We start from the raw sequence: 26,103 nt of genomic DNA, 5'->3' as shown, positions 1-26,103 counted from the left end.
TTGCCCAACTTTTTACTGGTCGCATAACGTTTTCCACCAGTATGGCGTACTACCCTGTGCGGTGCATTAGGTGCATTAATGGACAATCACGGAGCGATAGCAGAGAGACAGCCAGGAGCCGAATGTGCAGATTTACACACATATTGCGAACGGTACAACCGTTGTATAGCAAAGTGATCCGTCTTGTGTGTGACTCCACCCGCGGACTTATGGTCTGCTGTATCGCGTAAGTCATCAGGAGATATCAGGACACTACCGATACCGCTGTATAGATCGCACCGGCGAGCGGTGCCGTTCGCTTTCCCGACATATACTTAAGGGAGGAATCGCAATGGAGGACGGTGAGATGAAGAAGATTACTCTCGTGTTTTTGATGCTGATGCTGAGCGGGTGCATCGGCGGCGGTGGCGGCCCGTCGAATGCGCCTTCGGCCTCGCCGAATGAGCCTTATACCTGCACCAAATCCAGCGCCAACAGCGACTGTTCGCAATCGGTGGAGCCGTCGATGTACTAGCCGCATTCGGCGGGCCGTCGCTTAACGGCCCGCCGCCTCAGGGCTGAACTAGGAGGAGTGTTCCTCTTCGTTGGCCTGATATCGCGTCGCCTGCTGCTTCATAAACACCACTTCCTGCGGGCTGGACAGGCTGACACGCTGCGCGCGCAGCAGCTTGAGGATGTTGAACAGCAGTTCGCTCTTGGTCGCGCCGACCATGCGCGGGCTCGGCACATAGCCGGTCACGCTCAGGATAATGCCGTCCGGCCCCAGCTGGCTGAAGCGCACGTAAGGCGCCGGCGTTTCCAGGATGTTTTCGTATTCGTGGTAAGCGTTAAGCAGAATATTGCGCACCTGCTCCGGATCAATGTCGGTCGGGAACGTCAGCGCGATGGTCACCACCCCTTGCGCGTTGCCCATGGTGGCGTTGCGCACGTTCTGCGAGATCAGCTGCGAGTTCGGTACGATCATGGTGGAGCGGTCGCTGAGCTGGATTTCGGTGGCGCGCACGTTGATGCGCCGCACGTCGCCTTCCACGCCGCCGATGCCGATCATATCCCCCACCTTCACCGGGCGCTCGGTCAGCAGGATCAGGCCGGAAATAAAGTTCTTCACGATCTCCTGCAAACCGAAACCGATGCCGACCGACAGGGCGCTGACAATCCACGCCAGGTTGCTCCACTGGATGCCCAGCGCCGCCAGGGTGATCAGTATTACCAGCACATAGCCGATATTGCTGAACAGCGTCACCAGCGAGGCGCGGATGCCGACGTCCGAGATAGTTTTCGGCAGCAGTTCAGATCCCAGCCAGCGCCGCACCGCGCGCAGAATATAGATGCCGATCGCCAGGCAGATCACGGCGTTGAGCAGGTTGCCGGGCACGATGTTGAAACGCTGCAAGCCTTCACCGGTCAGGATGGAGACGATTTTCTCCATCAGCGAACCCGGCGTGGTGCTGCCGAACGAGCCGTTGAACAGCGAGACAATCATCAACAGCAACAGCGAACATTTGGCCAGCGCGGTGGTGATGATCGCCATCTGCTCCAAATGGCGATCCTTGAAGCTGAGCGTTTTCTTCAGCATCTTGCCGCTGACGGTCTGCGGCGAAAACAGCGCGGCGCACAAATCGGTGGCGAACAGCACCATAAAATAGAACGCCATCAGCACCAGCACCACCCAGATCAGTTGGTAGGTCAGGAAGCGGGCGAAGGCGATGTAGCCGATAAGCAGGGAAAACAGGATCACCACCGAACAGACCAGGGTGACGAGGTGCACCAGCCCGCTGACCAGCGTGCGTTTTTCCAGGTGCGCGCCCTGCTGTTCCAGCCGGCGCCGAATGCGCTGGCCGCGCAGCGGCGCCGCCAGCAGCACCATGCCGATCAGCCCCGCCACCAGGCCGTTGCCGAAGATGGTGGTGGCCAATGAGGCGCTGACGACGTTGTTGATCAGCTCCACGGTGCCGAACGCCAACGCCAGGCCGGCCAGCAGCGGCGAGAAGTAACGCAGCCCGGCGGCCACCTCGTTATCCATGGAAGCCAAGCGCCACGACGGGCGATTCAGCGACAGCGCCGCACGCCCCAGCCCGGCGATCAGCGCGCAGAAAATCCCCAGACGGTTAAAGCCTTCGGCGAAGTCCTCCAGCATCACCGGCAGCGGCTGCACGCGAACAAAGACGTAATACAGCAGGTTCAGCGCGATAGAGGTGGTGATCACCGTCACCACCACGGTGACGAGCGCCATAAAGCTGCGGCGCAGACGCCCGTCCGGCAGGAAACGGATGCTGACCCAGGCGAGGAAACGCTCGGAGAAATAGCGCCCCCAGGACCAGACAATCACCGCCAGCGCCAACAACGCCAGCGTGCCGTAACGCCACTCGTCCTGCCAACTGGCATCCCAGGCCGCTTTCATCTCGGCGTTGAACTGATCCAGCCGCTGCACGTCATTTTCGGACGGCTGCAGCACCGGCGCCCAGAATTTGATGCCCAGAATGCTGCCGGTATTCAGCGCCAGCTGGGTTTTAAACGCCACCCGGCGCAGATCGCCGATCTGTTGCCCCAGCTCGAAGGCGCTGGTCTTGATGGCCTGAGCGCGTTTTACCGCATCGTCCAGCTGTTTCTTGCTGTTGTTCAGCGCGTTGCGCTGCTGGGCCACCGCCGGGGTTTCAGGCAGCGCGCCGGCCGCCGGGGCCGGCCCCAGGACGTCCAGCTGCGCTTTCAGTTTGTCCTGCTCGGGCTGCAGATCGGTGGCGAGCTTTTCCATGCTGGCGACCAGATCGTCGGTCGCCAGCCGCAGTTTGCTGAGCTGGTTATCGGTGGTCGCTTTGGAAACCAGCTGCTTCATGCTGTCCAACTGCTTTTGCGCGGCTTTCAGCTGCGTAGCGGGATCGGGCGCGCTTTCGGCGGCGGGATCATCCTGGGCGGCGGCGACGGCGCCGAACGGCGTCAGTTGCAAACCAAACAGCAATAACAACAACAGCAGGAACGGGCGAGGCTTTAACATAAATTCAGTGCTCAGCATCATTATCTGATAGACAGACGAACAGGCGGCGGATGAACCGTCGCTTAACCATAAACGCTAATTATAATAGCTGCTTAATGTCGGCCGAAATACAGTAATTATTCCCATTGTGTGCCACGCGCGCGCGCCCTCCTTAGCCTGCTGATTATTCAGGCGCTTTTACACTGGCGATACGGCACAAGGCGCTCTATACTCCAGCCACCGATTAACCTGCAACCAATAAAAGGAGACTTACTATGCTGACGTGTGAATTGTTTTTTCACTCACACTTCTTTGGTAATCGTCGCCGCTCAAGCATTACCGGTATCGTGCTGCGATAACCCAGCTTGAGCGAAGCTTACTAAAATCCAGGATCTTCCCTCCGGCTTACCGGGTTGTCGTCAGCGATGTTTGACGATAGGCATTGTCATGCCTGTAACTCTTGAGTAAGCAATGAGCACACTACTGTCTGCACAATCTGTCGGTTACGACAACGCGTTCGGCGTCCTGCTGAGCGAGATTTCCTTCACCCTGAAAAAAGGCGATCGCATCGGTTTGATCGGCGACAACGGCTGCGGCAAAAGCACCCTGCTGCAACTGCTCAGCGGCGCCCTGCCCATCCACAGCGGAACGGTGACATTGTCACAACAATGCCTGATGGCGCGCATCGAACAACACTTGCCGCCCGAGCTGCACGCCTGCACTCTGCTGGATGCGGTGCTGGCGCGGCTTCCGGCGAGCCAACACCTCAGCGAACGCTGGCGCTGTGAAGCGCTGCTCGCCGAGCTGGGGTTTGAACCGGCGAGCTGGACGTTGACCGCCGGCACCCTCAGCGGCGGCCAGCACACCCGCCTGCTGCTGGCGCGCGCGCTGATCCGTCAGCCCGATCTGCTGCTGCTCGACGAGCCCAGCAACCACCTGGATCTGCCCACGCTGCTGTGGCTGGAGCAGTTCTTGCGCAGCTGGAACGGCAGCTTCGTGCTGGTGTCGCACGATCGCTATCTGCTCGATCAGGTGACCAACTGTACCTGGATCCTGCGCGACAAAACGCTGCAGTTTTTCCGCTTGCCCTGCTCCGCCGCGCGTCAGGCGCTGGCAGAACAGGACGCTGCGGACGAGCACCGCCGTCGGGCCGAGCAAAAAGAGATAGACCGGGTGGAAAAAAGCGCCAAACGTCTGGCGACCTGGGGCAAGGTCTATGACAACGAAGATCTGGCGCGCAAAGCCAAGCAAATGGAAAAGCGCGTCGATCGGTTGAAGGAAGAACAGACCACCCTGACCGCCGGCAGCCCGTGGCGGCTGCGACTGCAGGGAGAGGCGCTGGACGCCGATCGCCTGCTGGCGCTGCCGCAATGGGCCGTGCGCCCGGCGCCGGAGGCGCCGGTGCTGTTCAGCCTGGCACATCTGCGGGTGAAAAGCGGCGATCGCATCGCCATCGTCGGGCGCAACGGCTGCGGCAAATCGTCGCTGCTGCACTTGCTGTGGCAGGCGTATCAGCAGCCCACGGAACGCCCGGCGCTCTTCCACCCGCGCGTGCGCATCGGCTATTACGATCAGAGCCTGCAACAGCTGCGCGATGAAGACACGCTGAGCGAAGCGCTGGCGCAGTTTGCGCCGCTGACCGAGGAACAGCGGAAAATGGCGCTGATCGGCGCCGGTTTCCCCTACCTGCGCCATCATCAGCAGATCCGTTCGCTGAGCGGCGGCGAGCGTTCGCGGCTGCTGTTCGTCGGCCTGACGCTGGCCAACCATTCGCTGCTGCTGCTGGACGAGCCCACCAACCACCTGGATATGGCGGGCAAAGAAGAGTTGGCGGAAACGCTGCGCCAGTTCGCCGGCGCCGTCATGTTGGTCACCCATGACCGGATGCTGATCGAACAGAGCTGCAACCGCTTTTGGCTGATCGACCAGCAAAAACTGGAGGAGTGGCACGATCTGGCGCCGGTGTATCAGCGCCTGGCGGGCGAAGCGCCGGCGCTGGCGACGGCGGGCAAGGCCACCGCAGACGGCCCGACGCCGCACGAACGGCTGGAAGACGAAGAAGCGCTGTTGGCCGCGCTGTTGGCCCTCGAAAGCAAACTGGAGGACGACCTGGCGCGCAAGCCGAAGCACCAGAAACCGGCGCTTCAGGCGCGCTGGCGCCGCGAGATTGCCGACATCACCGCCCGGTTGAATCTGGGCTAACCCCACAGGCCGCCGAACGGCGGCCTGTTTATTGATGTATTGATGGAAAGCCGCTTGTCGCTTTCCCTTGGTTCTCACGGCATCCCGATTGCTGGTCACTGTCGGCCAGCCAGGATAATCCGCGCGGGCGGCGATACCGGCCGTGGCCCTGCGTATGCAGCAAAGCGCCAGGATCACGTTCTCTTTCGTTATTCGGTAATGGCAGGCGGCGAATATCGCCAGGCTAAAAGAAACGCGGTGATAGCCGCTTCGGCCATCTGTTGCAACTGTTCCGGCGTCGGCCACTGGTCGGATAACAGAGCCGCCGGCAACGGATACCCCATCACCGCGCCCAGAAATGCCATAGCCTGAGGCTGCGCATCAGCAAATTGAACTTGCCCATGTTGCCGCGCCTGTTCCAACATTTTCACAAATGCCTGCAGCACCCGTCCGGCATTGCGTTCACGCAACGTGGCGTACAACTCAGGTTTCTGCAACAGCAGTTGCACCATCAGCCGCTGAAAATGCACGTTATCAACGCTGAAAAAATGCGCCTGCACCACCGAAGCGAAACGCGCCAGCACCTGCGGTAAATCCATACTCTCCTGAGCCAAAATGGCGGCGATCGGCGGCTGCATCTTCTCGATAAGATGGTTGAACGTCTCCAGCACCAGGGCGTCTTTGCTCGGGAAGTGATTATATAAGGTTTGACGGGTGGTTCCCGCCTCGTTGGCTATCTCGTCCAACGAGATATCCAAGCCCTGCTGCAAAAACAGAACGCAGGCGGTTTCCAGTATCCGTGGCCTGGCCTTCATCGGCCGTCCCGGTTGGCGGTTGCTCATGCTCTCTCTCCAGCCCAGAGGCTCATTTTCGCGCCTTAAGTCGTGCCAACCCTTGTTTGGTCAGAACAAAAAACAACGGTACGAACAATAATGTCAGCAGTGTGCCAGAAATCATGCCGCCGATCACCGCAATCCCGATTTCGCGCCGGCTGGCGGCCCCGGCACCGACAGAAAGCGCCAGGGGGATCACACCCGCGACAAACGCCAATGAGGTCATCACGATGGGCCGCAGACGCAGTCGCGCCCCTTCCAGGGTCGCCTGCAACAAAGCGGATCCCGCTTTGAGCCGTGTTTCAACAAACTCGACGATCAGGATAGCGTTTTTCGCCGACAGGCCAATCGTCGTCAACATTCCCACCTGGAAGTAAATATCGTTTTCATACCCCGCAAGGCGCGCGGCGACAACGGCTCCGATAATCCCGAGGGGAATGATCAACATCACGGACAATGGGATAGACCAACTCTCGTACAGCGCGGCCAGGCAGAGGAAAATGAACAACACCGAAGCCAGATACACCAGCAATGTTTGCCCGGCGGCCAATTGCTCCTGATATGAGAGCCCGCTCCACTCAAGGCGGTAGCCGTCTACACCGTCGATGATGCTCTGCATACGCGCCATCGCGGTGCCGGAGCTTTCGCCCTCGGCTGCCGTCCCCTGTAACTGCGTGGCCGACAGCCCGTTAAAGCGCTGCAGCATTTGTGGCCCTGAGAGCCAACGCGTAGTCGCGAAGCTGGCAAAGGACGCCATGCTGCCGCTTTCACCACGTACGAACCAATTATCGATATCATCCGGCGCCGATCGCCAGGCCGCGTCCCCCTGCATGTAGACCCGCTTTACGCGGCCGCGATCGATAAAATCGTTAATATAAGCGCCCCCCCAGGCGGCAGAAAGCGTGTTGGTGATGTCAGCCTGCTGCAGCCCTTGTGCGCTGGCCTTTTGCTGATCGATATCGACCTGCAATTGTGCTTTATCTTCGAGGCCATTGATGCGCACCGCCGTTAACAACGGATCTTCGGCAGCGGCGGCGATCACTTGCCTCTGCGCAGCTTGCAGTGCGTCATGCCCAACGCCGTTTTGATCCTGTAACCACAGTTCAAATCCACTGGACTGCCCCAATCCGCGCACCGCCGGCGGCGACAACACATTGATCTGCGCGTCGCGATAGCTTTTGAAATGGCGATTGGCGCGGCTAATAATCGCCAGCGCGTTATTCTCATTACCGCTGCGCAGCGACCAATGTTTAAGTTCGGCAAACGCCATGCCGACATTCTGACCACTGCCGGCGTTATTGCGCCCGACAACCATGAAGATCACATTCAGGTTGTCCCGCTCGGCGGTCATGAAATAGTCGGCGATAGCGTCAGCAGTCTGTTGAGTTCTGGCCATCGGGGCGCCTGGCGGCAGAGAAAACTGGACCATTACCGAGCCCTGATCCTCGACTGGGAGAAAACCGGTAGGCATCCGCAGATATTGCCAGGTCATGAAACCGACCAGCAGCAGCGCCAACATGCAAAAACGCCCTTTGCGCGCCATCACATGGTTCAATCCCAACCCATAACGCCGCTGTCCGTATTCCACCAGGCGGTTAAAGCCGCGAAAAAAACGGCTGCGCGGCCGCTGCACCGACGGTTTTAGCAAACCGGCGCACAATGCCGGCGTCAAGGTCAACGCCACCAACACCGACAGCACCATCGCAGCGACGAGCGTGATGGAAAACTGTCGGTAGATTATGCCGGTTGAACCGCCGAAAAATGCCATCGGAACAAATACCGCCGAAAGTACCAGCGCGATGCCGATCAGCGCACCATTGATCTCCCGCATCGAATGCAACGTCGCCTCGCGCGGCGGCAATTGCGCTTCCTCCATCACGCGCTCAACGTTCTCAACCACCACTATCGCGTCATCCACCAACAGGCCGATCGCGAGCACCATGGCGAACAGTGTCAAGGTGTTTACGCTGTAACCCAACAGCGCCAAAATGCCGAAAGTGCCGAGCAGCACTACGGGTACCGTAATGGCGGGGATCAATGTGGCGCGCCAATTTTGCAAAAACAGATACATCACCACAATCACTAGCGCGATCGCTTCCAACAAGGTTTGCACGACGCCTTCAATGGACACCAGTACGAACGGCGTGCTGTCACGCGGATAAGCCACCTGCAGCCCCGGCGGAAACTGCGGCGCCATGCGCTCCACTTCAGCCCGCACCCGTTCAGCAACCTCCAGCGCATTGGCGCCGGAAGCCAGTTGAATCGATATGCCGGCCGCTGGGTACCCGTTGAGGCGCGTTTGGTTTTGATAGTTTTCCGCACCGATCTTCACGCGCGCAACATCGCGCAAATACACCGCCGAACCGTCGGTATTGGTGCGCAGAATAATATTCTCAAACTGCTCCGGCGTTTCCAGCCGCGATTGCGTGGTCACGGTCGCGTTCAACGCCTGGCCATCCATCGTAGGCAATGCGCCGATCTCACCGCTGGTAACCTGGGCATTTTGCGCTTCTATCGCGGCTTGCACGTCAGATGGCATCAGGCCATAACCGCTCAACTTGATCGGATTGAGCCAAACGCGCATCGCATATTGAGCGCCAAATACCGTCGTCTCCCCGACGCCATCCACCCGGCTCAGCGGATCTTGCAGCGAACTGACCAGAAAATCATTGATATCAACGCTGTCCATGCGGCCTTGCGTGTCGTACAGGGCGACTACCATTAGGCTATCGCCCTGCGATTTTGTCACCGTGATCCCTTGCTGCTGCACTTCTTGCGGCAATCGCGACGTTGCCTGATTGACCGCATTTTGCACTTGAACCTGAGCAATGTCCGGGTCGGTTTGTTGTTCGAAGCTAAGGCTGATGCGAGCCTGACCCGCCGAACTGCTGGTTGATGAGAAATACAACAGGCCATCGATCCCTTTAATTTGCTGTTCGATAATCTGAGTTACGCTGTCCTCTACCGTTTTGGCCGAAGCGCCGGGGTAATTGGCGGTCACCGTGACGCCGGGTGGGGCGATGTCGGGATATTGCTCAACCGGCAATGTCCAGAGCGCCAGTGCGCCCGCCGCCATAATGCAGATGGCCAGCACGGCCGCAAATACCGGTCGAAAGACGAAAAAATGCGCTAGCATGCCTGACTCCTCTGATTATCTCGCTTACGGATGCTTTGATGATGCATCTAATGACGTCAATTACTTTACAGTAAAGTAAATAAATTAAATCAAATCTGAAATCAAGCAGGAATCAACACCGTATTGTCATCTGACTATGGCACCCTGCACGCTAAACTTTGTTCGGAACATTGCCGCCATGACTTCACTTTCCCCACGGGACATCGAGGCGCGTTACCGCTTCGCGCGTGAGATCGCCCGCGCCGCCGCCGATCTCGCCTTCAGCTTTTATCAACGGCGGCAAACCCTGGCCATCGACTTCAAACAGGGGCTGCAGGACGTGGTCAGCGAGGCCGATCACCGCGTCGAAGCGCTAATCCGCCGCATGATCAGCCGCCGTTTTCCCCAGGATGGGTTTCTCGGCGAGGAAAGCGGCAGCGCCGGCGAGAATGCCGCCTGCATTTGGGTCGTCGATCCGATTGACGGCACCGCCTGCTTCCTGAACGGATTGCATACCTGGTGTATCGCGATAGGCGTGGTGATCGACGGCGAGCCGACGATAGGCGTGGTCTACGATCCCAACCACCGCGAGATGTTCCGCGCCTGTCGCGGCGGCGGCGCCTTTCTCAATGGGGCGCCGATCGCTGTGCATGCCGGGCGCAGCGTCGCGGATGGCGTGATGGGCGTCGGGATTTCCCCGCGCGCCTCGGCGGCGGAATTCAGCGGCTTTCTCTGTCGCCTGCTGCAGGCGGGCGGGATGTTCGTGCGCAGCGGCTCCGGCGCGTTGATGACCGCCCAGGTGGCCGCCGGGCGGCTGCTGGGCTATTACGAACCGCATATGAACGCCTGGGACAGCCTGCCTGGGTGGGTGCTGACGCGCGAAGCCGGCGGCGTGGCGAATGACTTTATGCACAACGACGGGCTGCGGCGCGGCAACCCGCTGCTGCTGGCCAACGCGGCGCTCTACCCGCAGTTGGCCGAGCTGATTCACATGCCGGGCTTGATCGGCTCGACGTGCCCTATCGCGCGCGTGATGGCCGGATAAAGCGCGCGCAGCCGGCGCTCGACCCGATCGACCGCATCGTGCGCGGCGGCGATGGTCACCGCCGGCGACACCCGGCAGTGGAAGTTGACGATGATGCCGCCGTCGCTCTTGCGCGCGCGGACGTTGTGTACGTCCTGCACGTTCTCCCCTCGCTCCAGCGCCGACTGCAGGATCCGCCGAATATCGGCCAGCTCCGTCGCCTCGACATCCTCGCTGGTCAGCCAGTGCGGCGTCTGCGGCTCCAGGTGCGTCTCTATCTCGGTGTCCTCACCGATCGCCTGGCGCAGGATCCCCTCTATCTCCGTGGCGATGTCATGCGCCTGCGCCACGCTGGCGTTGGCCGGCACCGCCAAATCCATGCCGATCGCCATGCGCGTCGGCAGCTGCTGCAAGGTCACATTCTGTACCTGCGCGCCGTGGTTGGCGGCGATCGCCCGAATGCGCGTCGCCATGTCTTCATCGCTGCGGGTCTGCGGCACCGCGATGACGGTGAATTCCGCCCTGGCGTAGTGCTTCCGCAGTCGCTCGACGATCTCTTGCTTCAGCGCGTCGATGCGCTCCAGCGGCAAGGTGCGGCACACCGCCACCGTGATCTCGACGAACAGCACCGCGCCGGCATTGCGAATGCGCACGCTGTCGCAGGCCAGCACCGCCGGAAAACGCGTCAGCGTGGCGCGGATCGCCTCAGTAGCCCCGGCGGGCGCGGTATCCATCAGTGAATCGAAGGAGCGTTTACCCAGTTTGATCGCGGCGACAAAGATAAAGCCGGCGACGATCAGCGCGGCGATGGCGTCCGCGCGGCCAAAGCCCAGCAGCACAAACACCATGCCCAGCAGCACCACGCCGGACGAAAGCATGTCGGAGAAGAAATGCAGCGCATCCGCTTCCAGCGCCGCGCTGTCGGTCGCTTTGGCGACGCGGTTGAGCGCCCGCACGCGGAAGAAATCGACGCAGATGGAAATCAACAGCACCGCGATCACCACCGGCGCGGCGACGATCTCATGCGGCTGCCCGAGCAGGCTGCTGCCTGCCTCATAGACAATCCAACCGGCGGCGCCCAGCAACAGCAGCACCTCGAACAGCGCCGCCAGGTTTTCCACCTTGCCGTGGCCGAAGTGGTGATCGTCATCGGCGGGCTTATCGCTGATGCGCACCGCCAGCCAGGTGATGCTGGTGGCGATAAAATCGGTGAAAGAGTGGATCCCTTCGGATATCAGGCCAATACTGCCGGTAAAAATGCCGGCGACAAATTTGCCCGTGGCCAGTAACCCGCTGGCGATCATCGAGTTTCTGGCCACGGCCTGTTTTTCATTCTGCATTATGCTGCTCACATTCGGACGGTGATTTATTTTTTTATTTTAGAGGATAATTGCCATACAACGGCGATCAGCAGCATACTGCCAGAGAATGTCAGCATGAGGCTAGTAAGAAAATTGGATTTTCCGGTGGAATAAAAATAAATCTCATTAACGCCAACCGAGATCATTAAAATGGCGTAGAGCAATCCCAGAATAAGAATCGTCATTATTATCAACTCCCGTATCAGGCCGCGCGTTCGGCGCGCCGCTAAAAATCCTCCCCATAATAAATAACGGTTACGGGGAGGATGCATCTAGGCGGATCTTTTGCGTTCATCAATCATCCCATTTGGTGCTCATATAGGCCGCCAACAGGCCCAGTGAGCTAATCATTGCCAGGAATCCCATAAAAATAGTCATGTTTCCCATTGTTTTTTCCTCAGGTTAAATGTTATCGATAAAATCCCCTCGCGTTAAATATCGGGGTTGGTCGGTATCCATATTTTTTAACGCCCTCCTCTTTTTTGTCATACTCCCGCCCTTTTTAGAGCGGGAACCGTTTAAATCCCCAAAACGTACTGGGCAATTTTGAAATAAATAATCAGGCCGGTGCCGTCGATAAAGGTGGCGATAAACGGCGCCGACACCACCGCCGGATCGATGCCGAGCCGTTTCAACAGCATCGGAATGATCGACGAGACAATCGCGCTCCACACGGTGATCGCCACCAGCGACAGGCTGACCACCAGCGTCACCTCCATGCCGACGCCCATGATCCAGGCGCGCACCCAGGCCGCCAGGCCAATGGTGACGGCGATCAGCAGCGAGGTCGTGACCTCTTTGCGGATCACCGCGCCAAGATTGCGCAGGCTGACCTCGCCCAGCGCCATGGCGCGCACCAGCGTCGAGGTGATCTGGGTGCCGCTGTTGCCGCCGGTGCCGATCAGCAGCGGGATAAAGAACGCCAGCGCGATCGCCGCTTCGAGTTGCTCTTCAAACGCCTTGAGCACGTTGCCGGTGTAAGCCTCGGCGACGAACAGCATCAGCAGCCACACCGAGCGTTTACGCCACAGCGCCCACGGGCTGGTCTCCAGATAAGGCTTGTCCAGCGGCAGGCTCGCGCCCTGGCGCTGCGCGTCTTCGGTGTTTTCAGCCTCGACCAGCCGGGCGATCTCTCGCTCCCCCAGCACGCCGACCAGCGTGTTGTTCGCCACGACCGGCACCACGTCCAGGCCGCCCTTGCCGAGCAGATGCGCCACGTCGTTGCGATCGTCGTCAGGTGAAACCTGAAAATAGCTGTGATCCATCATCACGCCGACCGCTTTATCCTGCTCGTCGCACTGCAGCAGTTTTTTCACCGACAGCGTGCCGCGCAGATGATAATCGTCCGCGGTAATAAATACCCGAGTGGGAATTTCGTCCGTTTTAAGCTGTGAAAGTAAATATTCCCGGGCATGATTGACCGTCATCGTCGCGGGAACGGTAATAAAATCGGCGTTCATATAACCGGCGACCGATGTCTCGTCGAGAGTTTCAGTCGCGCTCAGCGCCGGAGAAGAATAATGTTGATGTGACTTTATCATTTTGTCAGTCCCTATTTCTGTTTTGAACTTCAACAGCGAATCGCATAGGGGCGTAACCACAGAGGGGGAGTGCAGACTGCCTATCTCCGCGTCCAGGTTTTAGCACTATACAACGTATCCGAATTGTTGCTCGGAAGTTACTTTGGGCTGAACCTTAATCCGATAAAGCCTGTCTTAACCTTGGGCATCTCTCGATGTCGTCAGATCAGTAACCTGTGTTTGTATAGGAGCCTCGCCAAACGAGATACTGCATATAAACTACCGGCGCAGTATAGGCGGTGTTTTATCCGGCGGGAAGAAAAGATTGCCCGTCGTTTATGGAGTATTTAGGATAATGTTATTAAACACGAATCTATAAAAGCGGCTGATATAAATCAGCCGCTTTTATATTTCTCAGTGTTCGAGAAGGTAGACGTTTTTATCGTACAAGGCGCCCTGGCGGGTAAAGTCGATCCCCTTCACGTAGGGTTTAATGAGCGTGGCGTTGGCCTCGTAGTACACCGGCGCCACCGGCGTATCGGCGGCCAGCACCGCCTCGGCCTGCTGGAAGTAGCGCTGCACCTGCTGCGGCGTCTGCGCCGCCGTCGCCTGGTGCAGAATGCGGTCATAGTCCGGGTTGCGGTATTTGGCGCTGTTCTCGCTGCTGTCGGAACGGAACACGTTCAGAAAAGTAGACGGATCGTTATAGTCCGCCAGCCAGCGGGTAAAGGCCACGCCGTACTGCCCGCGGTTGATATTATCCAGCGTCACTTTACGCTCCTGGCTTTGCAAGCGGGCTTCTACCCCAAGGTTCTTTTTCCACATGGCGGCGGCGGCGATGACGATCTTCTTGATGGTGGCGTCGTTGCTGTACAGCACGGTAAAGCGCAGCGGATTCTCGGCGTTGAAACCGGCCTGCGCCAGCAACTGCTTCGCCTGGGCGTGCCGCTGTTCCGGCGTCCAGCCGGCCGCAGCGCCGGGGTGCAGGCTATAGCCGCCCGCCCCCGTTGGGGTAAAGGTCCAGGCCGGCTGTTGGCCGTATCCCAGCACCTTGCCGGCGATGATCTCTTTGTCGAGCGCCAGATTCAGCGCCTGGCGCACCCGCAGGTCGTTAAATGGCGCCTGGCGATTGTTGAAGGCGAAGTAACTGGTGGAGAGCAGCGGATAGGTCACCAGCTGTTGCTCGCCGAGCGTTTTTTTCAGCTGCTGATACAGCTCCGGCGGCGTGGTATACCCCAACTCAACCTCACCGGCGCGAAAACGCGCCACTTCCGGGAAACCCTGTATCGGTAAGAACGTCACCTTGTTGAGCACGGTGTTGGCGTTGTCCCAATACTGCGGATTGCGCTCCACCACCACCTTTTCGTTCACCACCCACTGGCTGAGGCGAAATGCGCCGTTGCCGACAAAATGCGCCGGTTGAGTCCAGTTCTTGCCGTACCGCTCCACCACCTTGCGGTTAACCGGCAAGACCGGAAAATGCACCAGCTGCTTGAGCAGGTAGGAGTTAGGCTCCGACAGCGTCACCTGCAGGGTGTGCGCGTCCAGCGCCCTGACGCCCAGCTCGCTCGGCGGCTTGCTGCCGGCGTTGATCGCCGCGGCATTCAGCACGTAGGCCGAAGCCAGATAGCTGCCGTACGGCGACGCGGTTTTCGGATCGGTGAGGCGCCGCCAGCTGTAGACAAAATCGTCGGCGGTCACCGGATCGCCGTTCGACCATTTGGCCTGCGGCCGCAGATGGAAGGTCCAGACGTTGCCCTGATGCTCCCACTTCTGCGCCAGCGCCGGGACCGCTTCGCCGTCTTTACCGACGCGCAGCAGCCCTTCGAACAGATCGTTAAAGATGTAGAACTCCACATTGCTCTCGGCCAGGTTCGGATCCAGCGTCGCCGGTTCATACCCGTTGGCACGCACCAGCTCTTGCACCTCCGCCAGTTTAGCACCCGCCGGCACCTCGGCCGCCTGAGCGTTCGCCGCGTTAAAAGCCAGGAGGATTAAACCAGCCAAAATCTTGCCATTAAATGAATATTTCACGTCGATATCCCTGATTAGTGTTTTATCGCGTTTAATATGCAATGAGGCAGTGGAATAAATTAAATCATTAATCGCTATGAGTCATAACCAAAAGCGGTGTTGAATTTCTTTCATTATCAAAGGTGTAGTGGCGACAGAACGACGAAAAACGGCAGTTCGGACACGGCGGCGCTCGGCGCCGAAGCCATGATCCTTCATCACCATCAGCCCCTGTCAGGCCGGCATTCCGCCCGGCCTTCTCAACGGCAAATTTTGTCGCGACGCGGCTTTTTCGGCGCCAGCAGATAATCCACTACGCTTTCGTCAACGCAGCTGTCGATGCCGTTCAGCGCCAGCGTATGCCCGTCGCGTTCGCGGGTGATCAGCGGGCTTTTAAAGGCGGCGGCCATCACCTGCGCATTGCGGTACGGCGTGGTCGGATCGTAGCGCTGGGCGACGAACAGCAGCGGCGGTAGCGCGGCGGACGCCACCGGCGTGTGCGGCCGATCTTTGCCGCGATACGGCCACAGATCGCACATCTCCAGCGGGTATTCGTGCAGCGGCAGATAGTGGGCATACAAAGCGGCGGTATTGATCTCCTGCCGCTGCCGGCGCAACTGCTGCGGATCGGCCGTCGGGTTGGCGACGTCGGCGCAGGTGATGACGTTCAGGGCGTCATCGGCATCCGGCGAATAGCTTTCGTCGATCAGATCGGAAACCTGCTGCCCGGCGATGCCGGCATCAAGCTGGCGCAGCACGGTCGCCAGCTCATGCCAACGCTCCGGCCACAGCAGCAGCGAACGCGTGACCGTCAGCACGTCGTCGGCGGAGATTTCATAACCCGCCGCGGTGACGAACGGCTGCTCATGCAGCTTGCGCAGCAAGGCGTGATAGCGCTGCAGCGCCTGATTGGCGCCGCCACCCAGCTGGCAGCTGTCGGTTTTGCCGCAGTAGGCGGCGAAGCGCAGGAAGCTTTGCTGGAAGCCCCGCTCCTGGTTCAGCCGCTGGGTGAAATCGTCCTCCGCCAGATCCACCACCCCGTCGAGCACCAGCGCGCGCGTTTTCTTCGGAAAACGCTCGGCATACAGCGCCGCCACCTTGGTGCCGTAAGAGTACGCCACCGCCGTCAGCCCCGGTTCGCCCAGCGCGTGGCGGATCGCGTTCAGATCGTTGACCGCTTCGTCGGTGCCGATATGTTGCAGCACGTCCGCGCCGGTCTGTTTGATACAGGCGGCAATCAGGGTGCGCGTCTGGCTTTCCGCACCGGCCACGTCGTTGTCGTCCGGTGACGGGGTTTCGTCGCCTTCGGCCAGCTGGCAGGAGATTTTCGGCGTCGATTGGCCGACGCCGCGCGGATCGTAACCGATGATGTCGTAGGATTTTCGCAGTCTGGCGACGTGGGCGTCGTTGCCTAAATAAGGGTTAATGCCCGGCAGACCCGGCCCGCCGCTGATCATCACCACGCTGCCCTTTTTCGGCCCGGTAGCGGGCAGCAGGGTCAGCGCCAGCCGCACGGTCTGTTCGCCCGCCCGCGCCGCATGAGCAGGAGGCGTAGCGTACGCCAGCGGCGCTTCAAGGTAGCCGCAGCGCAGCCCCGGCGGCGGCGGCTCATCGAACCAGCGTTGAAAGCCGCTGTTGAGACAAGATTGCCAACGAATGCCGTTCTCGGCCACCGCGCCGTGAGCCGCAGGCCTGGCCTGGGCGGGCAATGCGGCGGCTGTCGCGGCGAGCAGCGCCAGAATACGCAGTACTGACATGGGGAGTCCTTTCAACGCAACGAATCGGTCAAAGGTTAACGGTACTCGGTTAAACCGCTAGCCAATAGAACACAAAAAACCGCGCGGGTGAAGCCGTCACCGCGCGCCCGGCAAGACTTTTCTTTGCTCAGATTGCTCTTATAACGCACAGAATGCTGCAAAAAGTGCCGTTCACCTGCTAGGCTTAAGGTTCGTTAACCCACAAGGAACAGGAGAGCAGCATGTTTGGAAAAGCGGAAGACAAAGCCAATGAAGCCGCAGGCGCGGTAGAAGAAGCGTTCGGCAAAGCCGTCGATTCGCCGGAGCATCAGGTGCGCGGCGCGGCGCGCAAATACGCCTCCCAGGCCAGCTATGCCGCCCGAGACGCAGCGGACAGCGTAAGAACCCAGGTGGAAGCCAACCCGCTGGCCGGCGTGGCCGTTGCGGCGGCGGTCGGCATCGTTTTCGGCTTCTTGCTGGGACGCAAATAACGGCGAATTCGCCGCTCGACAACAGGCCCGTTACGGGCCTTTTTTTTCGCCCTTTCCTCCACCTGCTTGCTAACTTTTATCTATCACAGCCATCGCTTAAAAAAACCAACGCCTTCAACTACGATTAGTTTGTGACCAGAGCGAGGCTCTGCGATCCGGCAGATAACCCTATGAGGATTATCACCATTATCCATGCTGTTTAAGCCGCTCTCCTTCACGCGGCTAAGAAAGGTTGATTATGGCTCGCACCACCCCTATCGAACGTTACCGCAATATCGGCATCTCCGCGCATATCGATGCCGGCAAGACCACCACCACCGAGCGGATTCTGTTTTACACCGGGGTCAGCCACAAGCTGGGTGAAGTGCATGACGGCGCGGCGACCATGGACTGGATGGCGCAGGAACAGGAACGCGGCATCACCATCACTTCGGCGGCCACCACCTGCTTCTGGAACGGCATGCAGCATAATTATCCGCAGCACCGCATCAATATCATCGACACCCCCGGCCACGTCGATTTCACCATTGAAGTGGAGCGCTCGATGCGCGTGCTGGACGGCGCCGTGATGGTCTATGACTCGGTGGGCGGCGTGCAGCCGCAGTCAGAAACCGTCTGGCGCCAGGCCAATAAATACAAGGTGCCGCGGCTGGCGTTCGTCAACAAGATGGACCGCATCGGCGCGGACTTTTTCCGCGTGCGCAAAATGATGATCGAACGCCTGAAAGCCAACCCGGTGCCGATCGTTATTCCGATCGGCGCCGAAGACCACTTCAGCGGCGTGGTGGATCTGGTGCGGATGAAGGCCATCCTGTGGGACGAAGCCTCGCAGGGCATGAACTTCAGCTTCGAAGAGATCCCGGCCGAGCTGCGCGATTCAGCGCAGGAGTGGCGCGAAAACATGATTGAGGCCGCCGCCGAAGCCTCGGAAGAGCTGATGGAAAAATACCTCAACCAGGTGCCACTGAGCGAAGAGGAAATCGTCCACGGGCTGCGGGTGCGCACCGTCGCCGGCGAAATCCACCCGATGCTGTGCGGCTCGGCGTTCCGCAACAAAGGGGTGCAGCGCATGCTGGATGCGGTGATCGAGCTGATGCCCTCGCCGCTCGACGTGCCGCCGATGGAGGGCCACGGCGAACATGATGAAATCATCACCCGCAAAGCCGACGATAATGAAAAATTCTCGGCGCTGGCGTTCAAGCTGATGACCGACCCGTTCGTCGGCCAGCTGACCTTCGTGCGCGTCTACTCCGGGGTGCTGGCCAAAGGCAGCAGCGTTTACAACCCGATCAAGGGCAAAAAGGAGCGCATCGGCCGCATCGTGCAGATGCACGCCAACGATCGTAAGGACATCGACGAGCTGCACGCCGGCGACATCGCCGCCTGCGTCGGCCTGAAGGACGTCACCACCGGCGATACGCTGTGCGACCCCGGCGCCATCATCACGCTGGAACGCATGACCTTCCCCGAGCCGGTGATCGCCCAGGCGATTGAGCCGAAGACCAAGGGCGACCAGGAGAAAATGGGCATCGCGCTGCAGCGCCTCTCTTCGGAAGATCCGTCGTTCCGCGTGCGCACCGATGAAGAATCCGGCCAGACCCTTATCTACGGCATGGGCGAGCTGCACCTGGAGATTATCGTCGATCGCATGCGCCGCGAATTCGGGGTGGAGACCACCACCGGCAAGCCGCAGGTGTCGTACCGCGAAACCATCCGCAAACGGGTGGCCGACGTGGAAGGCAAGTTTGTGCGCCAGTCCGGCGGTAAAGGGCAATACGGCCACGTGGTGCTGACCGTCGAACCGAACGAACCCGGCAAAGGCTTCGAGTTCTTCGATGAGATCAAGGGCGGCGTCATTCCGGGCGAGTTTATCCCGGCGGTGAAAAAAGGCGTGCTTGAGGCGCTGAACAACGGCGTGCTGGCCGGTTATCAGGTGGTAGACGTCAAGGTGCACCTGACCTTCGGTTCTTACCATGACGTCGACTCGTCGGAACAGGCGTTCCGCATGGCGGCGATCTTCGGCTTCAAAGACGCCTGCCGCCTGGCGGATCCGGTGATCCTTGAGCCGATCATGTCGGTGGAGGTGGAAACGCCGGAAGATTACGCCGGCAACGTGATGGGCGACCTCTCCTCACGCCGCGGTCTGGTGCAGGGCATGGAAGAGATCCCGGGCGGCGGCGGCAAGGAAATTCGCGCCAAGGTGCCGCTGTCCGAGATGTTCGGTTACTCGACCACCCTGCGTTCGATGTCGCAGGGCCGCGCCACCTACACCATGGAATTCAGCCACTACGCCGAAGCGCCGCGCAACGTGGCCGAAGAGATCATTCACCACAGCAAGCGTTAACCCTCGCGCCCGCCTTCGCGGCGGGCGTCACCCCTGCTTGTCTTCCAGCGCCACCACCACCGGCTGCGGCTTGATGCGCATGGCGTACACCACGCCGGCGATCAGGCAGACGATGCCTGCCAGCGTCAGCTGCGGCGGCCAGGCCTGGCGCAGCAGAAAGGTATAGGCCAACCCCGCCAGAATTTCGAACACGATGAGCGGCCCCACCAACACCGTCGGCAGCCGCTGGCTGGCTTCGTTCCAGCACAGCGCCCCCAGCCAGGAGCAGAACACGCCGATGACCAGCATCAGCGGGATAAACACCTCGGGGCGCGGGCCGAACGGTAAGGCGAACGCCGGTTCGCTCAGCGCCAATTGGCCGCAGACCGCCAGATAGCCCAGCAGCGCCAGCGGCAGCGTCACCAGCCCTTGCGCCGTGGCCCAGGTGGCCGGCCGCTGCGTCGGGTTCTCCCGCAGCCAGCGCGAGTTGCGCAGCGGGAACCAGGTCCAGCACGCCACCGCCAACACGGCCAGCCCCAGGCCGCTGAGATAGCGCCAGCCGTCGACCGGCAGCGCATTGCCGCGCAGCTCGGCGACGTTCACGCACGCTAACCCGCAGACGATCAGCAGCAGCGCCGGCGCCAGCTTGCCCCACGCCAGCCGCCCGTCGTGCCGGCCGTAAAACAGATTGGCGCAGAGGGCGATCACCACCGGCAAGGTGCCGATGATCATGGTCGACACCGGTGCGCCGGTACGCTGAATGGCGCTGGCCAGGCACAGGTAGTACAGCAGGTTGCCGATGGCCGTCAGCTTGAGCGCCTCCAGCCAATCCTGGCGCCGCAGCTTGCGCAGGCGGCGACGATCGAGCCAGGCCAGCGGCAAGGTGATCAGCCCGAAGGCCAGATAGCGCCCGGTGGACTGCAGCGCGGCGGGATAATCCGGCACCAGCAGCGGGCCGACGAAGATCAATCCCCACATCAGCCCGGCGGCCAGGGCAAACACAACGCCAATGAACATAACGACTCCGACAAACGGCCGGCGCGGCCAACCCGCCCGACAAGACAGCGGCAGAGTAGCGAAAACGCGGGGAGGAATTATTGTAGCAGGTTGCTGTTTTAACCCAATTTCACCTGTTTCTGGAAACGCACCGGCGTGACGCCGTAACGATTGGCGAAGGCGCGCGTCAGGTGCGCCTGATCGGTCAGCCCCGCCGCCGCCGCCACCTGTGCGGCGGGCATGCCGCGCTCCAGCATGCGTTTGGCCTGCGACAGCCGGATCGCCATCAGCATCTGCTGCGGCGAAACGTGGTATTCGGCCTTGAACTTGCGCAGAAAATGGTACGGGCTGAGCGACACCAGCTCGGCCAGCTGATTGAGGGTCACGGCCTCGGCGAAGTTATCGTGCAGGTAGCTTTTCACCACCTCGAAACGGTGCGCCGCCTCGGCTTTTTCCCGCTGCCCGGTGCGAATATGCGGGTGCAGCAGCTCGACCGCCTCCAACAGCAGGCCGTCGAGCGTAAGCGGATCGTCGGTTTGCCACAGCGTGGCGAGAATGGCGGACAGACGCTGCGCCGCCCGCGGATCGTGGCGCACCGCGTCGGTGAACCACTGGCTCCGATCGCCGGACAACTGCTCCAGCGCCTCGGGCGCCAGATAGAGCATGCGATAACACCAGCCGCCCGGCGTTTCGGCTTCGCCGGTATGCAGCTCGTCAGGATTCATCAGCACCAGCGCGCCCGGCGCCGCCAGGTGCTGCGCCCCGCGATAGCGGAAGCGTTCGGCCCCGGTGTCCACGGTGCCGATAGCGAAGGCGTCGTGGGTATGCGGCTCGAAGGCATAGCGTTCGATATGCGCCTGATAGAGTTCGACACCGGGCAGATGCGACAAATGCCGGAACTGCGCACAGTCCTTCTCGAACGGAAACTGTTGTGGAACCCCTTGCACCCGACCTCCTCATCCGTGCTGACAATCTGCTCAGCATAGCCAAAACATCGCCGGTTGAGTAGCCGCCCTGGCGCTTTCGTGCCCCTCGCCTGGACGATCGCCGCCATTCGGCGTAGGGTTAAGGTCCCTGTCCCTTTCAGGCGCGCCGCATCGCGAAGCTCATCGGCCCCTGACACTCCGCAAACAAGAGGCAACAATGTATCCGGATACTCAACTGTATATCGATGGACAATGGCGCAGCGCACTGGCCGGGAAAACCCTGCCGGTCACCAACCCCGCCACCGACGAAGTAATCGGTCAGGTGGCGCACGCCGCCACAGAGGATCTCGATCTGGCGCTGGCCGCCACCGAGCGCGGATTTAACGTCTGGCGCGACACCGCCGCGCACCAGCGCGCCAACCTGATGCGCAAAGCGGCGGCGCTGCTGCGCGAACGCGCCAACGCCATCGCCGCCGTCATGACGCAGGAACAGGGCAAACCGGTGGCGCAGGCCAAAGTCGAAATTCTCAACGCCGCCGACGTTATCGACTGGTTCGCCGGCGAAGCCACCCGCACCTACGGGCAGATCATTCCGTCCCGCGCCCGCGACGTGCAGCAGCAAACCCTCAAGCTGCCGGTCGGCCCGGTGGCCGCCTTCACGCCGTGGAACTTCCCGATCAACCAGATCGTGCGCAAGCTGTCCGCCGCGCTGGCCGCGGGCTGCTCCATCATCGTCAAAGGCCCGGAAGAAACGCCGGCCTCGCCGGCTGAGCTGATCAAAGCCTTCGCCGACGCCGGGATCCCGGCCGGGGTGATCGCGCTGGTGTACGGCACCCCGGCGGAAATCTCGGAATACCTGATCCCGCATCCGACCATTCGCAAGATCTCCTTCACCGGCTCCACCCGCGTGGGCAAGCATCTGGCGGCGCTGGCCGGCCAGCATATGAAAAAGGCCACCATGGAGCTGGGCGGCCATGCGCCGGTGCTGATCTTCGACGACGCCGATCTCGACGCGGCGGCCAAAGAGCTGGCGCAGTCCAAGTTCCGCAACGCCGGCCAGGTCTGTATCGCCCCAACCCGCTTTCTGATCCAGCAAGGCGTTTATGAAGCCTTCGTGGAGAAATTCACCGCCGCCGTGCGTGAACTCAAGCTCGGCAACGGGCTGGAAGACGGCGTCACCATGGGGCCGATGGTGCTGGGCCGCAGCGTCGACAATATCGATGCGCTGGTGCAGGATGCCGTCGCCCACGGGGCAAAAGCCTGCACCGGCGGCAAGCGCGTGGCGGGCAAAGGCAACTTCTTCGAGCCGACGGTGCTGCGCGACGTGCCGCTGAGCGCCCGCGCCATGTCGGAAGAGCCGTTTGGCCCGGTCGCCCTGCTGCGCCCGTTCGCCACCTATGACGAGGCGATCGCCGAAGCCAACCGCCTGCCGTACGGCCTGGCCGCCTACGCTTACAGCCGCAACATCGCCACCGTCAATGCGCTGGGGCGCGACGTGGAGAGCGGCATGCTGAGCATCAACCACATCGGTTTCGGCCTGCCGGAAACGCCGTTTGGCGGCGTGAAGGACTCCGGTCACGGCACCGAAGGCGGCAGCGAAGCGATCGAATCCTACCTGGAAACCCGCTTCGTCACCGTCGCCGGCCGTTAATCGAACGCCGGATAAATAGCCAAAAGCCCCGCAGTGCGGGGTTTTTTTTTACTCGCGAGCCAGTTCGAACAGCCGCCGCGCCGCCGGAGTCAGCCCCAGCATGTGAATGCAGGCATGTACCATGCCCGGCAACCGTTCGCAGCGTACCGGCACGCCCGCCTCGCGCAGCCGCTGCGCATACTGCTCGGCCTCATCGCGCAGCGGATCATATTCGCAGCTCAGGATGGTGGCCGGCGGCAATCCGCGCAGCGTAGCGGCGTGCAGCGGTTCGGCGCCGGGATCGCGCCGCTGGGCCAGATACTGCTGCCAACAAAATACCATCGCATCGCGCGTCAGAAAGTACCCCTCGGCAAACTCGCAATAGCTCTTCGTCGTCATCTCGCGGCTGAGCGCCGGGTACAGCAGCAGCTGGCGCTCGATGTGCGGGCCGCCGCGATCCCGCGCCAGCAGCGCAACCGCCGCCGCCAGATTGCCTCCGGCGCTGTCGCCGCCCACCGCCAGGCGCTTCGCGTCGATCCCCAACTGCGGCGCCTGTTGCGCCACCCAGCAGAGCGCCCGATAGACATCTTCCAGCGGCTGCGGAAACGGGTATTCCGGCGCCAGACGATAGTCGACCGACAGGATCACCCGGCCGGTGGCGTTGGCCAGCGCCTGACAGGGACGATCGTACAGCGCCAGCGAACCGAGGCACCAACCGCCGCCGTGGGCGAACAGCATTGCCGGCTGCGCGGCGGCGCGGTTTTCCCCCGCCGGGAGATAGGCGCGCAGCGCGATCCGATACCCATCGGCGGCAACCACCGTAAAGTCCCTGACGCCGCCGCTCGGTTCCGCCTCGCCCTGCAGCTGGCGTAAACCGGTTTCCGTGGCCGCGCGCATTTCCGCCAGCGACGCGGGGGGCGGCGCATCGGCCGATGCCGTCAAAAAGGCGGCAATGCGTTCATCGAGCGGCATGTGGCTCTCCTGCCAGGAACGGCGTAATCAGTGCAATAAATTCCTCATGACACTCTTCGGTAATGAAATGCCCGCAGCCGGCGATCGTTTCGCCCCGCAGATCGTGCGCATTGCCCCGCAGCGTCGTCAGCGGCGCGTCGCCGGTGGCGTGCTCGGCCCCCACCGTCAACACCGGCATCGTCAGGGGCGTGGCGGCGCGTAGGCGGTTCTGCCGCACGGTCTCCGGGATCGCCCGGTAATAGTCGAACCCGGCGCGCAGGCCGCCCGGCGCTGAGTAAGCAGCGATATATACCTGCGCCGCCACCCGATCGCGCCGATAGGACCAGCGATTGAAGATATAGCCAAGATATTCCCGCTCACGCCCCTGGGTCAGGGTCTCCGGCAAATCCGCCAGCTGGTTGAACATGAAATGCCACAGGAAGATGTTCTCCTCCGGCGCGACGAAAATCGGCGGAGGCGGCGCCAGCCCGGGGATCACCGCCTCCGTGAGCACCAGACGCTCCACCGCCTGCGGGAAATCGCTCGCCATGGCGTAACCGATCCACATGCCGATGTCGTGGCCAACCAGTTGGTAACGTTCATGGCCCAGTTGCGTCATCATCGCGTGCAACGCCGCACCGACGCTGCCGGTGTCGTAGCCGCCAGCGGGCTTGTCGGAATCGCCGATGCCCGGCGGATCGACGGCGATCGCCTGAAAACCGGCCGCCGCCAGCGCTTGCATCACATGGCGCCAGGTGTACCAGGTTTGCGGCCAGCCGGGGATCAGCAGCACCGGCCGCCCTTCACCGGCCATCACGCAGTGAAGGCGCCGGCCGTTGACCTGGAGATAGACGTGTTCCGCCGCGAGATCCGCCAACGGGCTCTCGTTCTGTAGGTATTGCATGGGGTGACTCCCTGAAGGATTAGGCTCAGCGAATACCGAGCAACGCGTTGATTTGCTGTGGGTTGACCGGCGCGCCGGCGAAGTCGTCGAACACTTTATCGGTGACGCGGATAATGCGATCGCGGATGAAGGCTGCGCCTTCGCGTGCGCCATCCTGCGGATTTTTCAGGCAACATTCCCACTCCAGCGCCGCCCAGCCCGAATAACCGTACTGCGTCAGGCGCGAAAAGATGCCGTTGAAATCGACCTGGCCGTCGCCCAGCGAGCGGAAGCGGCCGGCGCGATCGATCCAGGATTGATAGCCGCCGTAAATACCCTGGCGCCCGGTCGGATTGAACTCGGCGTCCTTGACGTGGAACATGCCGATAACCTCTTTATAGATATCGATAAACTCCAGATAGTTGAGCTGCTGCAGCACCATATGGCTCGGATCGAACAGCACCCGGCAACGCGGATGATGGCCGACGCGCTCAAGAAACCTCTCGAACGTCACGCCGTCGTGCAGATCCTCGCTCGGATGAATTTCGTAACACAGGTTGATCCCCTGCTCGTCGCAGGCGTTAAGCACCGGCAGCCAGCGCCTGGCGAGCTCGTCGAACGCGGTGTCGATCAGCCCTTCCGGGCGCTGTGGGAACGGGAACAGATAGGGCCAGGCCAGCGAACCGGAAAAGGTGCCCAGCTCGCTGAGCCCGAGCCGCGCCGACGCCTTCACCGCCAGCAGCATTTGCTGCCGCGCCCACTCGCCGCGCGCCTGCGGATTGCCCTGCAGCGCCGGCGGCGCGAAGCTGTCAAACAGCGCATCGTAAGCCGGGTGTACCGCCATCAGCTGGCCGAAGATATGGCTGGTCAATTCGCTGACCACCAACCCCTGTTCCGCCAACATGCCGGTCAAATCATCGCAGTAGGTTTGGCTTTCCGCAGCGGTGGCCACGTCGAATAAACGCCGATCCCAGGCCGGGATCTGCAGCGCGCTAAAGCCGGTCTGCGCCGCCCACTCGGCAATGGCGGGCAGGCTGTTGAACGGCGCTGTCTCATCGCTGAACTGCGCGAGATGCAGGCTTGGACCTTTGAGGGTTTTCATCGTAAACTCCTATTGGTTGTCGATTGACAAACAATAGGAGCAAAGCG

Annotated in this window: 20 protein-coding genes and 1 riboswitch; of the genes, 6 read left to right on the top strand and 14 right to left on the bottom strand. The window is 61.1% G+C overall.

What is annotated here, in order from left to right:
- The first annotated feature begins 346 nt into the window (after positions 1-346).
- Positions 347-514: a hypothetical protein gene (locus ACSBQQ_RS05750; RefSeq protein WP_223307152.1), complete on the top strand. Its 168-nt coding sequence runs from the start codon at positions 347-349 to the stop codon at positions 512-514.
- A 48-nt stretch (positions 515-562) separates the two neighbouring features.
- Here ACSBQQ_RS05750 and ACSBQQ_RS05745 read toward each other — a convergent pair whose 3' ends face one another.
- On the bottom strand, positions 563-2,992 hold the full coding sequence (locus ACSBQQ_RS05745) for a DUF3772 domain-containing protein (protein WP_048322081.1): 2,430 nt from the start codon (positions 2,990-2,992) through the stop codon (positions 563-565).
- Between the two features lie 450 nt (positions 2,993-3,442).
- Here ACSBQQ_RS05745 and ACSBQQ_RS05740 point away from each other — a divergent pair, with 450 nt between their 5' ends.
- The gene (locus ACSBQQ_RS05740) at positions 3,443-5,173 is read left to right on the top strand and encodes an ABC-F family ATP-binding cassette domain-containing protein (RefSeq protein ID WP_060428024.1); all 1,731 of its coding nucleotides are present in this window, start codon (positions 3,443-3,445) and stop codon (positions 5,171-5,173) included.
- A 188-nt stretch (positions 5,174-5,361) separates the two neighbouring features.
- On the opposite strand, the gene ACSBQQ_RS05735 is transcribed toward ACSBQQ_RS05740, so the two are convergent.
- Both ACSBQQ_RS05735 and ACSBQQ_RS05730 read right to left on the bottom strand, forming a co-directional pair.
- Entirely contained in the window at positions 5,362-5,994 is a 633-nt protein-coding gene (locus ACSBQQ_RS05735) for a TetR/AcrR family transcriptional regulator (protein ID WP_060425780.1), read from the bottom strand.
- 22 nt (positions 5,995-6,016) lie between these two features.
- Complete coding sequence (locus ACSBQQ_RS05730; RefSeq protein WP_435012703.1) at positions 6,017-9,121, bottom strand: multidrug efflux RND transporter permease subunit; 3,105 nt, start codon at positions 9,119-9,121, stop codon at positions 6,017-6,019.
- Between the two features lie 178 nt (positions 9,122-9,299).
- Here ACSBQQ_RS05730 and ACSBQQ_RS05725 point away from each other — a divergent pair, with 178 nt between their 5' ends.
- A complete protein-coding gene (locus ACSBQQ_RS05725; RefSeq protein ID WP_043147505.1) occupies positions 9,300-10,145 on the top strand; it encodes an inositol monophosphatase family protein in 846 nt (281 codons plus the stop codon).
- On the opposite strand, the gene ACSBQQ_RS05720 is transcribed toward ACSBQQ_RS05725, so the two are convergent.
- The 6 genes from ACSBQQ_RS05720 to ACSBQQ_RS05695 all read right to left on the bottom strand — a co-directional run bounded on the left by ACSBQQ_RS05720 (position 10,088) and on the right by ACSBQQ_RS05695 (position 16,775).
- The gene (locus tag ACSBQQ_RS05720; RefSeq protein ID WP_060425781.1) at positions 10,088-11,464 is read right to left on the bottom strand and encodes a cation diffusion facilitator family transporter; all 1,377 of its coding nucleotides are present in this window, start codon (positions 11,462-11,464) and stop codon (positions 10,088-10,090) included. The two genes, ACSBQQ_RS05725 and ACSBQQ_RS05720, sit on opposite strands and share 58 nt — an antisense overlap.
- A 26-nt stretch (positions 11,465-11,490) precedes the next feature.
- Positions 11,491-11,670, bottom strand: coding sequence for a hypothetical protein (locus tag ACSBQQ_RS05715; protein ID WP_033634607.1), 180 nt, complete (start codon positions 11,668-11,670; stop codon positions 11,491-11,493).
- A gap of 109 nt (positions 11,671-11,779) precedes the next feature.
- A complete protein-coding gene (mgtS, locus tag ACSBQQ_RS05710; RefSeq protein WP_369803928.1) occupies positions 11,780-11,863 on the bottom strand; it encodes a protein MgtS in 84 nt (27 codons plus the stop codon).
- A gap of 140 nt (positions 11,864-12,003) precedes the next feature.
- Positions 12,004-13,026, bottom strand: a complete 1,023-nt coding sequence (locus ACSBQQ_RS05705; protein WP_033653108.1) for a magnesium transporter — start codon at positions 13,024-13,026, stop codon at positions 12,004-12,006.
- Positions 13,027-13,103: 77 nt separating this feature from the next.
- A riboswitch (M-box (ykoK) riboswitch) is annotated at positions 13,104-13,277 on the bottom strand.
- Positions 13,278-13,419: 142 nt separating this feature from the next.
- Complete coding sequence (locus tag ACSBQQ_RS05700) at positions 13,420-15,039, bottom strand: ABC transporter substrate-binding protein (RefSeq protein ID WP_049195533.1); 1,620 nt, start codon at positions 15,037-15,039, stop codon at positions 13,420-13,422.
- A gap of 239 nt (positions 15,040-15,278) precedes the next feature.
- A complete protein-coding gene (locus ACSBQQ_RS05695) occupies positions 15,279-16,775 on the bottom strand; it encodes an alpha/beta hydrolase (RefSeq protein ID WP_047567358.1) in 1,497 nt (498 codons plus the stop codon).
- A gap of 221 nt (positions 16,776-16,996) precedes the next feature.
- Here ACSBQQ_RS05695 and ACSBQQ_RS05690 point away from each other — a divergent pair, with 221 nt between their 5' ends.
- A complete protein-coding gene (locus ACSBQQ_RS05690) occupies positions 16,997-17,245 on the top strand; it encodes a glycine zipper domain-containing protein (RefSeq protein WP_004938127.1) in 249 nt (82 codons plus the stop codon).
- A 238-nt stretch (positions 17,246-17,483) separates the two neighbouring features.
- Positions 17,484-19,589, top strand: coding sequence for an elongation factor G (gene fusA / locus ACSBQQ_RS05685; RefSeq protein ID WP_060425783.1), 2,106 nt, complete (start codon positions 17,484-17,486; stop codon positions 19,587-19,589).
- Between the two features lie 27 nt (positions 19,590-19,616).
- Here fusA and ACSBQQ_RS05680 read toward each other — a convergent pair whose 3' ends face one another.
- Positions 19,617-20,585: a DMT family transporter gene (locus ACSBQQ_RS05680; protein ID WP_060418781.1), complete on the bottom strand. Its 969-nt coding sequence runs from the start codon at positions 20,583-20,585 to the stop codon at positions 19,617-19,619.
- Positions 20,586-20,683: 98 nt separating this feature from the next.
- A complete protein-coding gene (locus ACSBQQ_RS05675) occupies positions 20,684-21,511 on the bottom strand; it encodes an AraC family transcriptional regulator (protein WP_060387784.1) in 828 nt (275 codons plus the stop codon).
- 196 nt (positions 21,512-21,707) lie between these two features.
- Between ACSBQQ_RS05675 and ACSBQQ_RS05670 the strand changes: the two genes are divergently transcribed.
- Positions 21,708-23,141 carry an NAD-dependent succinate-semialdehyde dehydrogenase gene (locus tag ACSBQQ_RS05670; RefSeq protein ID WP_060428017.1) on the top strand — a complete coding sequence of 478 codons (1,434 nt, stop codon included), beginning with the start codon at positions 21,708-21,710 and terminating at the stop codon, positions 23,139-23,141.
- Positions 23,142-23,189: 48 nt separating this feature from the next.
- Here the strand turns inward: ACSBQQ_RS05670 and ACSBQQ_RS05665 are convergent, their stop codons facing one another.
- From ACSBQQ_RS05665 to ACSBQQ_RS05655, 3 genes are read right to left on the bottom strand one after another with little or no spacing between them, the layout of a single operon-like run.
- The gene (locus ACSBQQ_RS05665) at positions 23,190-24,092 is read right to left on the bottom strand and encodes an alpha/beta hydrolase (RefSeq protein WP_033648397.1); all 903 of its coding nucleotides are present in this window, start codon (positions 24,090-24,092) and stop codon (positions 23,190-23,192) included.
- Entirely contained in the window at positions 24,079-24,975 is an 897-nt protein-coding gene (locus ACSBQQ_RS05660; RefSeq protein ID WP_033648398.1) for an alpha/beta fold hydrolase, read from the bottom strand. Before ACSBQQ_RS05660 ends, ACSBQQ_RS05665 begins: the two co-directional genes overlap by 14 nt.
- 25 nt (positions 24,976-25,000) lie before the next feature.
- Positions 25,001-26,056, bottom strand: a complete 1,056-nt coding sequence (locus tag ACSBQQ_RS05655; RefSeq protein WP_033648399.1) for a sugar phosphate isomerase/epimerase family protein — start codon at positions 26,054-26,056, stop codon at positions 25,001-25,003.
- Between the last annotated feature and the right edge of the window lie 47 nt (positions 26,057-26,103).

Source organism: Serratia sp. G204Y (genome assembly GCF_051172435.1).
Lineage (GTDB): Bacteria > Pseudomonadota > Gammaproteobacteria > Enterobacterales > Enterobacteriaceae > Serratia > Serratia sarumanii.
This window is presented reverse-complemented; position numbering and strand designations above follow the sequence as displayed.